Here is a 12,904-nt window from a genome sequence, read left to right as displayed (position 1 = left end):
TAGTACACACATTAACAAACCTACTTCAATGTTTAAGAAATTACTTCAGACAGACAGCAGCCTTACCTCCTTCATTGTGCGTATCACCGTAGCATTGGTGATGTTACCACATGGCGCACAGAAATTACTGGGGCTATTTGGTGGCCACGGATTTAAAGGCACCATGAACTTCTTTACTTCCAATGGCACCCCCGCTATCCTGGCTTTCCTGGTAATATTCACTGAAAGCATCGGCTCCCTGCTGATACTTTTTGGATTTACTACGCGTATATGGGCAACCATGTTAACAGTTATTATGTTAGTAGCTATAAGCATGCATGCCGCTAACGGTTTCTTCATGAACTGGGGAGGCACACAAGCCGGGGAAGGATTTGAATACCACCTGCTGGTAATCGGTATCAACCTCGCCCTGATCATTAAAGGCGCCGGACGCTGGTCTGTTGATCGTCAATTCACTAAATAAATTTTTAAACGCAATAAAAAACAATCATGAAAAAAAGCTTCTTTTTCACGGCCCTCCTGGTATTAGCCAGCATCGTAACTTTTGCACAAGTTAAATGGAATGCAGATCCTGCACATAGCAGCATCATCTTTGGTGTAAAACACTTAGGTCTTAGCTACGTACAAGGCCATTTCACCAAATTCAATGGCACCATTGAAACTACCGACAGCACTAACTTCCAGAACGCGAAAGTAGATTTCACCGTAGATGCCTCCAGCATTTCTACCGGCGTAGATCAACGTGATGGTCACCTGAAAACTGACGACTTCTTTAACGTAGCAGAATACCCGTCTATCACCCTGAAAAGCGTTTCTATGAAGAAACTGACAGGTAATAAATATGTATTGTTAGCAGATGTTACCATCCGCAACACTACAAAACGTGTAGCCTTTGACGTTACTTACAACGGTGTAATTAAAGATCCATGGGGATTGAGAAGAGCAGGTTTTACTGCAAAAGCCAGTATCAACCGTCTTGATTTTGGTGTAAAATATGCGGATAAATTACCTTCCGGAGTTTATGCAGTAGCGCCAACAGTGGATATTACGGTGAACGTGGAAGCAGTGAAGCAATAATATAACACACACATCAGATATAAAAAGGAAAGCTGCTCTATATAGAGCAGCTTTCTTTTTTATATCTGATACTTTTATTTCTTCTTCGCTTTCTTCTTCATGTTTGCCGCTGCTCTCTTCTTCACTTTTTTCTGTAGCTCCTCCATTTCTTTGTTATGCTCATCCAGCAGTAGCTGCCAGTTATCATTAGGAACATCCTCAGAGAAACTTATCGTTTCGCGATAATCATCTTTATTGATTTTCATCTCTGTAATAGGCTTTCCCAGGAATTGTTGGATTTCGTCCAGGATCGGCTTTTCTTCTGTGCTGCAGAAAGAAACGGCCTGACCTTTCTGTACGCCGCGGCCAGTACGACCAACACGGTGTACATAATTTTCCGGCACATCGGGTAAGTCGTAGTTTACTACGTAGTCTACGTTCGGGATATCAATACCGCGTGCATTTACATCGGTGGTGACCAATACTTTTATTTCCCCTTTTTTGAACACGTCCATCACATCCAGCCGATCGCCTTGTTCTTTACCGCCGTGCATGGTGAGGGCTTTGATGCCGATACGGCCCATGGCTGCCATCACGCGTTCTGCACGTACTTTGGTACGAACAAATACCAGGATTTTGCTTTCCGGAAATTCCTTGAGCAGTCGTTCCAGGAAAAAGCGTTTATCATCCATTTCCACATAGGCTACGGCGTGACTTACGTTTTTGGATACCGGGTCTTTGGGAGATATTTGTATGCGGATAGGGTTATTCACTACGGAATAAGCCAGGTCCTTAATGTCTTTATTCAGGGTAGCGGAGAAGAAGAGGGTTTGGTGCTCGCGGGGAATATGCTTGATTACATCCCGGATATCGCGGATAAAGCCCAGGTCCAGCATGTGATCGGCCTCATCCAGGACGAGGGTTTTCACCTGGCTCAGGTCAATATGTCCCTGATTGATCTGGTCGAACATACGGCCGGGGGTAGCAATTAACACGTCTACGCCTTTTTCCAGTATTTTGATCTGTGGCCCCTGATCTACGCCGCCTACCAGCGCCAGGATGGTGAGTTCTGTGAATTGGGCAATGGCCTGAAATACTTCTGCTATCTGGATGGCCAGCTCGCGGGTGGGCACCATTACCAGGCACTTCACCTCGTATTTGTCTTTCCGGTATCTGCGGTCCTGCTGTTGCAGGCGATGCAGGATAGGAATGGCAAAAGCAGCTGTTTTACCGGTACCGGTCTGGGCTATTGCCATTACATCATCTCCGTTCAGGATAGAAGGGATGGCTTTAAATTGTATATCAGTGGGCTTTTTAAAGCCCATTTCTTCCAGACTGTCCTTTATTTCAGCCGAGATATTATATTGTTCAAATTTCATGTGCTGTTCTTGGAAAGCACAAAGATAGGATAAAGCGGCAGGCAAAAAGCAAAAAGCCCCCGAAGCGGGGACTTTAGCGGAAATTATATTCATTTTTCGCTAATATCTTCGCTTCAGGGGCTTTCGTTCTCGCTTATATTTTAGGATTGTTTCACCAATTGTATTTCCATGTTCAGCTTCACTTCATCACTGAGTACAATACCTCCGGCTTCGGTGGTGGCATTCCAGCGCAAGCCGTAATCAGTGCGGTGAAGGCGTCCTTTGAGGGCAAAACCGGCTTTGGTTTGTCCATAAGGATCTACGGTTACCCCACCATGTACCACATCCAACTCAATGGGATGTGTTTCTCCTTTGATGGTCAGGTCGCCGAGTAATTTATAGGCTTCGTCACCTACCTTTCTCACTTTTTTAGACACAAAGCTGATTTTAGGATGATTGGATGCATCGAAAAATTCGCCATTTCTCAGATGTTCATCCCGTTGCTTGTTTTGCGTATCAATACTATCTGCCGCTGCTTCGAACGTAATAGTTGCATCGTGAAAATCTTCACTGTTCGTTTGAATACTTCCATTGAATCGTGTAAAATATCCGCTCACGTTAGTAATCATGAGATGTTTAACTTTGAATCCGATTTCGCTGTGTGATTCATCAATTTTCCAGTTTGTCATAGCACATTGTTTTTTATGTTTTCAWAGACCATATAAAAGTACGTGTTATCACATCAGGATCAGTTGGACATTTTACTGGAAATGATGGACGATTATAACATTAACATTTCTTTAAAACAACGCTGTTATTTATTATAATTAATTTAAATTTATATCCAATTACCATTAGACGATGCCATTCACAATATCACATGCGGCGATAGTTGTTCCCTTTTCTAACACTCCCCGAAAATACCTATCGGCTACCGGCCTGATTATAGGCAGTATGGTGCCTGATTTTTTATATTTTATTTTTCTTAATCCCTATTTCAACCTCGGGCATTTGTGGTGGGGGATTTTCGTATATGATATTCCGTTAGCCCTGCTATTGGCTTACCTGTATCATGGGCTGGTAAAGCATATACTAATGCCGTATTTACCAGAGTGGGTTCGCGGCCGGTTACAATTATTCCGTACGTTCAACTGGCATCAGTATTTCAGGCAACACTACATCGTAGTGCTTACCTCCATTTTTATCGGGGTACTAACACATTTCTTCCTCGATGCTTTTACACATGCAGATGGTTATTTTGTTACCAGTTCAGCATTTTTGCAGAAGGATATACAAGTGGGACAACATCCTATGAAAATGTGGTACCTGATGCAATACATCAGTTCTGTGTTAGGTCTGCTGCTTCTTTTTTACTTCTTTCTAAAATTATCTATTGTAAAAAATACGCTAACGGCGCCCCCTGCACGAAAAGCAGCATTCTGGCTAACTACCATCTTATTAAGTGTATTGGTATTGTTAGTCAATGAACGCTTTCATTACATCTACTGTAAGGGGCTGGATTACCTCGCCACCGCCCTTGGCGGCTTATTCTATGGCTTGATGATGACGCTGGTGATATTCCGTCCGGGCAATTATTCGTCGCGGTCGGTCCGGTAACACCATTCCATCTGAAGCGTGTCTAAAATGGATTGAAAACGTGCCTCCTCGTTAGTACCGAGATACACGCCATTCACAGTGCCATTCTGCTCCGTAGTGAGTACAATAATATCTTCGTAGTCGTTGGTAAAAAACCGTAGCAGCTGATTGGATATGCCGGTTTGTTCTTTCCAGTGGCTGGTAATGGTTTTTATATGTGCAGGTGTGAGGTCTTCTTCCAGATCTGTAAATGCAGTATAGGTAAGGCCACCCAGCGCACCGTTCCACCAGGCCATTGATAACAAGAAATGTTCTGTGGTATCGGAGTCGGTAAACCATTCTTTGCGATGGCTATCGTAGGTACCGTAAATAGGAGGATTGTCCTGTTGCAATTCAGCTTTCGCAATACCCCATAATACCACTGCCTGATTTTCTTCATAAAAAATAAGGTGATCATCTTCCGAAAAACCTATTTCTCCCAAAGAAGTTAAACGATTAAAACTATCGTTCACTGTTTTGTTATTACCCAGGGAGAGATAATATTGCCGCAGGGCAGCCGGCAACTGGATCTGTAGCCGATGTTCCAGGGCCGCAACGGCTGTTTCCGGATAACCATTGTTGGCATCTTCCGCCAGGTTGTATAATTTGTGTATGATTGCTAAATAATGCATATAAAACAAACTTACAAAGTAAAGTTGAAACCCTTATGGCTAAATACGTAGCTTTTCTCCGGGCAGTAAATGTGGGCAAGCGTACTGTCAAAATGGAAACCTTGCGGCAACAACTGGAAGCTGCCGGCTTTAAAAAGGTGAGCACCTATATACAGAGCGGTAATGTGATGTTTGAGTCGGGCAGCAGTAATGCAACGGCTTTAGCAAAAAAAATGGAACAGCTGCTGCTGGAAAATTATGGATTTGAAGTCCCTAGTATTATCCGGTCGGTAATGCAGCTGGAGACGGTAGTGGCACATACGCCGTTCCCGGATATTGTGCCGGATAAGCATCTGCAGATATATGTATCCTTTCTTTCGGCACCGGCAGGCCCTCATGCAGCCGGAGTCATTGCTGCGCTGCAGTCGGAAGCCGAAACCCTGCGTATGACAGATACGGAAGTATATACCATGATTAAAAAAGACCTGGTACCTAAGGGGCTGGATATCATTGCCCAGCTGGAAAAGAAGCTCGGCGTTCCCTGTACTACCCGTAACTGGGCTACGGTAAATAAGGTGATCTGGTAAATATGTTGAGATCCCTGTAAGTTTTTTAACCCCGGCGGCAACTAATCTGTAAAAGCAATATTCATGGATCAACCGGCCTTTCTTTCCGTTATAGCGCAGCACCAGGGGATACTACATAAGCTTTGCCGCCTGTACCGGGATAGTCCGGAAGACCGGGAAGACCTGTTCCAGGAAATGATTTACCAGCTGTGGAAGTCGTTCCCTTCCTATGCAGGCAATGCCAAAATCAGCACCTGGATTTATCGCATTGCTCTCAATACCGCGCTGGCTGGCTTTCGCAAACGCAGCATCTCCGTTACCTATACCGATACATTACCGGAGATACCTGCCACCGAAAATACCAGCACGCAGCAGCAGGATCAACTTTTTGCCGCACTCAAACAGCTTTCGGATGCAGAAAAAGCTATCATCGCATTGTATCTCGACGACTTTAGCTATCAGGAAATAGCCGCTATCATTGGCATTGCCGAAAATTATGTGGGTGTAAAAATCAACCGGATTAAAACCAAACTTAAAAATAAGTTAAACGCTTCATCATGGACCCTCTAAAATCAGCCTGGGATAATACGCCCACGCCTACACGAACCAGTGCGGATATTCAGGCCATTGCCAGTAAACAAGCCTCGCCGGTGATGCGGGGAATCAGGAAACAAATGGTTATTGAGACATTAGGGTATGGTATATTCCTGACAGTTTACTACGACTTTTTCGATGGCGATAAAAAGCCGTTTTATCTCAACTTGCTGTTGGTAGTGGCCATTATATTTATCGTGTTGTATAATTTAACCGGTTACCTGTTGGCGAAAAATCCCGCTACGGGCCAGCATTTACTGGAGCAATTGCAGCGGCAGCGGCAACAACTCAAACGCTACGCCATGGCAGCGATATCTTCGAGATTATTGGCGCTTGGTTGCATATTCACCTTCTTCCTGGTACCCATTCACTGGGATAACAGTAAATATATGGCGGTAGCTATCATTGTAGTACTGATGGGAATACAATTCTTTTTCCTCCGGAAAATATGGGCAGGCAGAATTCAACGACTCAATGAGACGATCACCTCCTTACAAAGCGCCTGACTCATCATCCAAAATCCATTGTTCGACACCTGTTATGAAAGGTTCGGCCTAATCATTTATCTTGGTTGAAATTGCTGCCGAGATTAGCGCTATGAAAACACTAGTCGACATGATAACAACAACAGGTAGATCAACTGCAGAAAAGTGGCTACTAGCCTTGTTTATAACGGAGAAAAAATGGCCCCGTTATCTCTTTTTTGGAGCCATATACGTTTTAAATATCCTGTACATTATTCTTTTCCCTCATAATAGTCTTCCATATAAGGGAAATATCCTTTTGCTGTTTATGGCCGTAGTAAATGCAGGCAGATATCTGTGCAGTACGTATCTGTTTCGCGGACAAACCTTACAGTTTACTGCCCACTTTCTGTTTGGATTTATCTTGATGACAGTAATATTTCCTACCTCAATGTATATATTCACGAATGAAATACTCTATAAGTCATTGTGGCTCTCCTACCTTATTGTAGCTCCATTTATCTTGTTCAGTCTTTGTGTGGGCATTGGGCTAAAAATGGTACGCCACACCATGCGGCAACACTACCTGGCGGCCACCCAACAAAAGCATGATCTGGATATGTTGTTGTCTCAACTAAGTCCGCACTTTTTGTTTAACACATTGAATAACCTGTATGGTCTTTCCCTTACGCAAAGTCAGCGTATGCCGGGGTTAATTCTCCAACTATCAGATTTGTTGCGATATACCGTATATGATGCGCGGCAAGACTTTGTACCACTACAATCTGAAATTGCCTATATCAACAACTACATAGAACTGGCTACTACCAATATTGGCGACAGATTAAAACTCACTACCGACATTGCACCCGTTACCGATCCTGATATTAAGATTGCTCCAATGTTGCTGATTGTATTCATTGAAAATGCATTTAAGCATTCTCAAAATGATGCCGCCGGAAAAATTTATATAGATATTCGTTTAACTGTTTCAGAAAAACGTATATGCTTTACCGTTAAAAACTCGTACAATACACAGGAAACGGATACCATTGCAGAAGTCAATGGCGTTGGGCTCACTAACACCGTAAAGCGCCTGGAACTATTGTACAGCGACACCTACCAATACCGTCATGAAAAATCAGATGGATTTTATATTGTTACGTTAACTATTCCGGTAAAAAAATGATGAATTGTCTTATCGTTGATGATGCTCCTATAGCCAGAGAAATAATAGCGGGTTACTGTAGTCATCTTCCTTTCATACATATTGCAGGTTCCTGCGGCAATGCGCTGGAAGCTAAATCCATCCTTGATACTACGCCAATAGATCTGCTATTTTTGGATATCAATATGCCTGTTCTAAATGGCATCAGTTTTCTGAAAACATTAAAACAAATACCCGCTGCCGTTATATTCACTACTGCCTATAAAGAATATGCGGCAGATGCATTTGACTTATCGGCCTGTGATTACCTCGTAAAGCCGTTCTCGCTGGAACGCTTTCTGGTAGCCATTGACAAGGCCAAAGAAAAAATTCAGCCGGCATCTGCCAATACGCCTTATTTTTTCCTGAAAGCAGATGGAAAAATTTATAAGCTATCGCACAACGACATCTTGTTTGCAGAAGCAAAAGGGAATTATACCAAAGTAGTTTGCCAGCAGCAAGTCATTGTTCCTAACATAGCGTTTTCTGCGCTGGAAAGCATGCTACCTCCTGCTACTTTTATCAGAATACATCGGTCGTTCCTCGTGAATAAAACGAATATTACGCATATACAGGGCAATTGCATCTACCTGCAAAAACATGAAGTCCCGATTGGGAGCAGTTATAAGGAAACGCTTTTCCGGCAGCTGGGATTGTAATTAATAACTACCCAAAATTTGTTTCAGGTGATGTTCCATATGATGCTGATAGTCCTCTATTAAAAACTGCAACGGCAATACAGTACCATCACCGTACTTACAGCATTTCAACAGATCATCTTCCGGTATAATGGTGATAATAGCCGCCAGATGACGATTATATATTTCCCATAATTGCAATATCAATTGCCGGTTTTGCTGCTGATATTGTTGGGCGCTTACCCAGGCATCGCTACCATAGGCAATAGTAGGTATATCTTCTACACGGCCTCTTACAAACCGTTGGTGATTGTTAGCAGCAGAATCTACAAGATGGCCCAGGATTTCTTTTTTAGACCACTTACCCGGCGCGGGTTTAGCCGAAAAATCAGCGTCTGGTATTTGCCGGATACGATCAGGAATAATGTTACACAGATGTAATAGTTGTTGCGCTACATGCTGCACTGCCATGGAAATCTCTTTTTTCAAAATTAGATCTTTCTGCTTAAAAAATCTTCCCTTTTCAATAGCTTTATGAATAGTTAAAACGGACCAATGTACCACGTTAGGAAAATTTGTTTTGCTGTACTGGGAATGGTGATCTTTATCAATCATATCTTTGCTACCGGCTATCCAATTAAATACCTGGGTTTAGAAGACGGGCTATCGAATAATGCGGTAACCGCTGTATACCAGGACCATCAAGGGTTTATGTGGTTTGGCACTTATGATGGGCTGAACCGCTACGATGGCTATAAATTCAAGATTTATCGCAATAAAATAGGTGATAGCACCTCCTTATTAGATAATGGTATTTATACACTGGCAGATGATATTCATCACCAGCTATGGGTGGGCGCCCGAAGGGGGGTCAGCGTTTTTAATCCGGTAACCGAAACTTTTTCCACACCTGTTTACCTGCCTGCCAATAGCAATAAAGCCCGGAAGGTAGCTGGTAACATACATATTATCAAATCGGATGACAGCGGTATTTTATTAATCGGTACAGAAAACGATGGATTGCTGCTATTCCGGGATGGCGTAGCCACCGGGCAACAAATTCCATTAAACATCCAACACACCGGTATTACCAACTACGAAGTAACCGCTATTGCCTTCGCTGGCAAATATGCCTGGATATTTGTACAGGGTATTGGCTTATGTCAATATGATATTGCCCGGCAACATTTGAATGTTGTTTGCAGAGATATCCCACGCGGTAATTGCCTCACCATCGATCAATCCGGTAGCCTTTGGCTCGGCACTGACAACAGCGTAGTGCGTTATATTCCCACTACCGGAAAATACGCCGGAAACATACTGCCGGAAAACAGCAAAATAGTACATCTGTATACAGATCGGGAAGGTACCCTCTGGTGCGCATCTGACGGCAACGGTATTTACCTGAAACCCGCTGCCGATGCGGCTGCTCATGCTTTCACACCGCCCGGTAGTCCACAACGGCTTAACAGTAACTCCGTATATGCTGTTTATGAAGACCGCGAAGGCCGTAAATGGATTGGCACCCTGCGCGGCGGTATCAACATGATCGCCCCCCGGTATAATCCTTTTGAGCTGATGGTGCTCAATAAAAATCCTGATGCCAGAGCTATCGATAATTTTATTTTTTGTTTTTGTGAAGATGTCCACCATAATATCTGGATAGGCACCGATGGGGGCGGACTCAAATACTGGAACCGGAGCAACAATTCCTGGACCTCGTATCAACACGACTTTTCCCGTACCGCCGGCATCAGCAGTAACTTTGTGACCTCCATCCTTGCCGACAGCCGGCAAGACCTGTGGATGTCGACCTGGTTTGGCGGTGTGAACCGGTATACCGCCAGCACCGGCGCTTTTGAGCACTACGTTTGTTTTAATCCTTATACCCGCACCGCCGAAAACAATGTGTGGACGGTGTATGAGGACCATCAACAGGAGCTTTGGGCCAGTACCACCAACAATGGCACGCTGTATCGGCTCAACCGGCAGCAGAACCGGTTTGATCTTTTCGACAGCAGCCTCGTCAACCTGCAATGCCTGGCAGAGGACAAAGCAGGTGACTTTTGGGCGGGCAATTATTCCTCGTTGATCAAAATAGACCGGACCCGCAAACATCATCAACGTTTTGATATAGGCTATACCGTGAGATCTATCCATGAAGATCGGCACGGCATATTCTGGGTAGGTACCGATGGGGGCGGTCTGTTGCAGTTTGATCGGAATACCGGCCAGTACAAACGCTTCTCCACCTCTGAAGGGCTACCCAGTAATTCTATTCTGCGTATTCTGGAAGATAAAGCCGGCAACCTCTGGCTCAGTACTTTTAATGGACTATCCCGGTTTGACCCGGCCAAAAACAGCTTCCGCAATTTTTCCGCCTCCGATGGGCTACAAAGTAACCAGTTCAGCTTTAATGCCGCCCTGCAATTAAGCTCCGGAGAATTCGCATTTGGCGGCATCAAAGGATTTAACATCTTTTACCCCGACAGCGTATATCCGCAAAACAACATTCCTCCCGTATTGCTAACCGCCATCCGGGTCAATAATGCCGCCATTACCCAACAGGGAAATTATGTCACCCGGAGAAGTCAGGAAGAAGTGCAGGAAATTACCGTTCCTTACGACAAAGCCACGATTGCCTTTGACTTCGTTGCCCTGGAATACACGTTGCCGGATAAAATCAGCTACGCCTACCGCCTGCGGGGTTGGGACAACAACTGGAACTACGTGGGACAAACCCGGACCGCCAACTACACCCACTTGCGGGAAGGCAGCTACGTATTTGAAATAAAGGCCAGCAACGCCGATGGACACTGGAGCCAGGATATCAGCACTGTTACCCTGATTGTATTACCTCCCTGGTACAGAACCTGGTGGGCATACCTACTCTATATCAGCAGCACCCTGGCGGCCGTATACGCCTATATCCGGTATAAAGCCCGGGAAGAAAGATTGAAGTATGAGATTAAACTCGCACACCTGGAAAATGAAAAAGAAAAGGAGCTGAATGAAAAGAAGCTATCTTTCTTTACCAACATCTCCCATGAATTMAGGACCCCGCTGACCCTCATCATCAATCCACTAAAGGAGTTGGTACAACATAAAGATAACCGCGACCTGAGCATCGTATACCGCAACGCCAGACGCCTCCTTAGCCTGGTAGATCAACTCCTGCTATTCCGCAAAGCCGACCAGGAAGGCGATCAGCTGAAAATTGCCAAACTCGATATCGTGAGTTTATGCCAGGAAGTATATCTCTGCTTTTCCCAGCAGGCACGTATTAAGAATATAGATTATCAGCTCAGCAGCCCTGATGCCGCTATTGAAATATATGGCGACAGCGAAAAACTGGAGATCGCCCTGTTTAACCTATTGTCCAACGCCTTTAAGTTTACACCAGACAATGGCAGCATCATCTTCGAAGTAAGCGATGCTCCTGATACTGTTACCATCACCGTTAAAGACAGCGGTTGTGGTATTGAAGGCAGCGTAGGCAACCGGATCTTCGAAAAGTTCCAGCGGGCGCGGGATCATAAGGAGTCGCTGCAAACCGGGTTTGGTATTGGACTCTATCTCGTAAAACACTTTATCGAAAACCATCATGGCCATATCAGCTATCAGAGCAAAGTGAATGAAGGCACCGCTTTTCTMATTACGCTGCAAAAGGGACGTACCCATTTTGCCGGGACACCTTTGCAGGAAAGCACTGGCCAGAAATCCGCCTTCCTCGAGGAGTTGACTGCCGCCAGCGCCCTGCCGGTGGTAGCGGATACCCCGATGGACAGCAAAGAAATGGAGGGCCCAACTACCACCATCACGGAAAAAAAATCTATTCTCCTGATCGATGACCATGATGAAATCCGGCAATATCTGCAGCAATTATTCAAAGACCAGTTTATTATATATGAAGCCGACAACGGGACCAGCGGCTTTGCCTCCGTACAACAATACATGCCCGACCTGGTGATCAGCGATATCCAGATGCAAGGCATGGATGGGGTAGAACTATGCACCAAAATCAAACAAACCGCTACCCTGAGTCATATCCCCGTTATCCTGCTCACCGGCTCGTCGGCCTCCGATACCCGGCTCAAAGGACTGGAAGGCGGCGCTGATGATTATATCACCAAACCATTTGAAAAAGACTTTCTCATGGCCAAGGTGCATAATATCATTAAAAACAGGAACCTCCTCCAACAATACTTCTTTGACCGCATCACCCTGAAAAATACCAATATCAAGGTACCGGCCGAATACCAGGACTTCCTGAAACGATGTATTGAGATTATTGAAGACAACCTGGAAAACGAAGAGTTCTCCATCAAGAAATTCACCCTCGAAATAGGCATGAGCCATTCCAGTCTTTATAAAAAAGTAAAATCTATCTCCGGGCAAACCATCAATTCGTTCATCCGTTCTATCCGGCTCCGGAAAGCGGCCGTATTACTCCTGAAAGAAAATTATACCATTACCCAGGCAGCCATGCAGGTGGGTATAGGGGATATTAAATACTTCCGGGAGCAGTTTGTGAAGTTGTTTGGGATGAACCCTTCGGACTATGTCAAGAAATACCGGCATTCCTTCAACCGCGACTTCAATGTCACAGAAAGCTGATGTATCCAGCTATCCAAGTAGGGCATCCATAAAATACCCCCTGCAGTAATTTACGATTTTACCCCCTTTTTTAAATGATTTACCCCCTCTATGGTTGTAAAGGGGGGTAGTATTTTGCGGGTATCATAGGGACTGGGTATTTATAGTCCTTGCAACCA

13 protein-coding genes are annotated in these 12,904 nt (G+C 44.5%); 9 read left to right on the top strand and 4 right to left on the bottom strand.

The genetic code is table 11. The features are described from left to right. Positions 1-28 precede the first annotated feature (28 nt). Both AC1DFM_RS30080 and AC1DFM_RS30075 read left to right on the top strand, forming a co-directional pair. On the top strand, positions 29-463 hold the full coding sequence (locus AC1DFM_RS30080; RefSeq protein WP_477080489.1) for a DoxX family protein: 435 nt from the start codon (positions 29-31) through the stop codon (positions 461-463). A gap of 26 nt (positions 464-489) precedes the next feature. Beyond that, complete coding sequence (locus tag AC1DFM_RS30075) at positions 490-1,077, top strand: YceI family protein (RefSeq protein ID WP_477080488.1); 588 nt, start codon at positions 490-492, stop codon at positions 1,075-1,077. Positions 1,078-1,151: 74 nt separating this feature from the next. On the opposite strand, the gene AC1DFM_RS30070 is transcribed toward AC1DFM_RS30075, so the two are convergent. Both AC1DFM_RS30070 and AC1DFM_RS30065 read right to left on the bottom strand, forming a co-directional pair. Next, positions 1,152-2,435: a DEAD/DEAH box helicase gene (locus AC1DFM_RS30070; RefSeq protein ID WP_477080487.1), complete on the bottom strand. Its 1,284-nt coding sequence runs from the start codon at positions 2,433-2,435 to the stop codon at positions 1,152-1,154. A gap of 140 nt (positions 2,436-2,575) precedes the next feature. Then, on the bottom strand, positions 2,576-3,103 hold the full coding sequence (locus AC1DFM_RS30065) for a YceI family protein (RefSeq protein WP_477080486.1): 528 nt from the start codon (positions 3,101-3,103) through the stop codon (positions 2,576-2,578). Positions 3,104-3,275: 172 nt separating this feature from the next. Between AC1DFM_RS30065 and AC1DFM_RS30060 the strand changes: the two genes are divergently transcribed. Beyond that, complete coding sequence (locus AC1DFM_RS30060; RefSeq protein WP_477080485.1) at positions 3,276-4,031, top strand: DUF4184 family protein; 756 nt, start codon at positions 3,276-3,278, stop codon at positions 4,029-4,031. On the opposite strand, the gene AC1DFM_RS30055 is transcribed toward AC1DFM_RS30060, so the two are convergent. Then, on the bottom strand, positions 4,007-4,681 hold the full coding sequence (locus AC1DFM_RS30055; RefSeq protein WP_477080484.1) for a hypothetical protein: 675 nt from the start codon (positions 4,679-4,681) through the stop codon (positions 4,007-4,009). The genes AC1DFM_RS30060 and AC1DFM_RS30055 overlap by 25 nt on opposite strands. A gap of 35 nt (positions 4,682-4,716) precedes the next feature. Here AC1DFM_RS30055 and AC1DFM_RS30050 point away from each other — a divergent pair, with 35 nt between their 5' ends. The 5 genes from AC1DFM_RS30050 to AC1DFM_RS30030 all read left to right on the top strand — a co-directional run bounded on the left by AC1DFM_RS30050 (position 4,717) and on the right by AC1DFM_RS30030 (position 8,150). After that, a complete protein-coding gene (locus AC1DFM_RS30050) occupies positions 4,717-5,247 on the top strand; it encodes a DUF1697 domain-containing protein (protein WP_477080483.1) in 531 nt (176 codons plus the stop codon). A 63-nt stretch (positions 5,248-5,310) separates the two neighbouring features. Beyond that, positions 5,311-5,796, top strand: coding sequence for an RNA polymerase sigma factor (locus AC1DFM_RS30045; protein ID WP_477080482.1), 486 nt, complete (start codon positions 5,311-5,313; stop codon positions 5,794-5,796). Further along, positions 5,784-6,326: a hypothetical protein gene (locus AC1DFM_RS30040; RefSeq protein ID WP_477080481.1), complete on the top strand. Its 543-nt coding sequence runs from the start codon at positions 5,784-5,786 to the stop codon at positions 6,324-6,326. The genes AC1DFM_RS30045 and AC1DFM_RS30040 overlap by 13 nt, the downstream gene beginning before the upstream one ends. Before the next feature lie 409 nt (positions 6,327-6,735). Then, entirely contained in the window at positions 6,736-7,473 is a 738-nt protein-coding gene (locus AC1DFM_RS30035) for a sensor histidine kinase (RefSeq protein WP_477080480.1), read from the top strand. Then, positions 7,470-8,150, top strand: a complete 681-nt coding sequence (locus AC1DFM_RS30030) for a LytR/AlgR family response regulator transcription factor (protein ID WP_477080479.1) — start codon at positions 7,470-7,472, stop codon at positions 8,148-8,150. Before AC1DFM_RS30035 ends, AC1DFM_RS30030 begins: the two co-directional genes overlap by 4 nt. Here the strand turns inward: AC1DFM_RS30030 and AC1DFM_RS30025 are convergent, their stop codons facing one another. Continuing rightward, positions 8,151-8,600 (bottom strand): DinB family protein, encoded by a 450-nt coding sequence (locus tag AC1DFM_RS30025; protein ID WP_477080478.1) that lies wholly within the window; start codon positions 8,598-8,600, stop codon positions 8,151-8,153. An 84-nt stretch (positions 8,601-8,684) separates the two neighbouring features. On the opposite strand from AC1DFM_RS30025, the gene AC1DFM_RS30020 reads away from it, so the two are divergent. Beyond that, positions 8,685-12,746, top strand: coding sequence for a hybrid sensor histidine kinase/response regulator (locus AC1DFM_RS30020; RefSeq protein ID WP_477080477.1), 4,062 nt, complete (start codon positions 8,685-8,687; stop codon positions 12,744-12,746). The last annotated feature ends 158 nt before the right edge of the window (positions 12,747-12,904 follow it).

This window comes from Chitinophaga sp. 05T412, assembly GCF_056396465.1.
The sequence above is the reverse complement of the archived record's forward strand: the minus strand, read 5'-3'. Positions and strand labels throughout refer to the sequence as shown.

What these genes read in the sequence shown, in the direction of transcription:
- AC1DFM_RS30080 (WP_477080489.1), top strand. Translation starts at nt 29, where the DNA reads ATGTTTAAGAAATTACTTCAGACAGACAGCAGCCTTACCTCCTTCATT.
- AC1DFM_RS30075 (WP_477080488.1), top strand. Translation starts at nt 490, where the DNA reads ATGAAAAAAAGCTTCTTTTTCACGGCCCTCCTGGTATTAGCCAGCATC.
- AC1DFM_RS30070 (WP_477080487.1), bottom strand. Translation starts at nt 2,435, where the DNA reads ATGAAATTTGAACAATATAATATCTCGGCTGAAATAAAGGACAGTCTG.
- AC1DFM_RS30065 (WP_477080486.1), bottom strand. Translation starts at nt 3,103, where the DNA reads ATGACAAACTGGAAAATTGATGAATCACACAGCGAAATCGGATTCAAA.
- AC1DFM_RS30060 (WP_477080485.1), top strand. Translation starts at nt 3,276, where the DNA reads ATGCCATTCACAATATCACATGCGGCGATAGTTGTTCCCTTTTCTAAC.
- AC1DFM_RS30055 (WP_477080484.1), bottom strand. Translation starts at nt 4,681, where the DNA reads ATGCATTATTTAGCAATCATACACAAATTATACAACCTGGCGGAAGAT.
- AC1DFM_RS30050 (WP_477080483.1), top strand. Translation starts at nt 4,717, where the DNA reads ATGGCTAAATACGTAGCTTTTCTCCGGGCAGTAAATGTGGGCAAGCGT.
- AC1DFM_RS30045 (WP_477080482.1), top strand. Translation starts at nt 5,311, where the DNA reads ATGGATCAACCGGCCTTTCTTTCCGTTATAGCGCAGCACCAGGGGATA.
- AC1DFM_RS30040 (WP_477080481.1), top strand. Translation starts at nt 5,784, where the DNA reads ATGGACCCTCTAAAATCAGCCTGGGATAATACGCCCACGCCTACACGA.
- AC1DFM_RS30035 (WP_477080480.1), top strand. Translation starts at nt 6,736, where the DNA reads ATGTATATATTCACGAATGAAATACTCTATAAGTCATTGTGGCTCTCC.
- AC1DFM_RS30030 (WP_477080479.1), top strand. Translation starts at nt 7,470, where the DNA reads ATGATGAATTGTCTTATCGTTGATGATGCTCCTATAGCCAGAGAAATA.
- AC1DFM_RS30025 (WP_477080478.1), bottom strand. Translation starts at nt 8,600, where the DNA reads ATGGCAGTGCAGCATGTAGCGCAACAACTATTACATCTGTGTAACATT.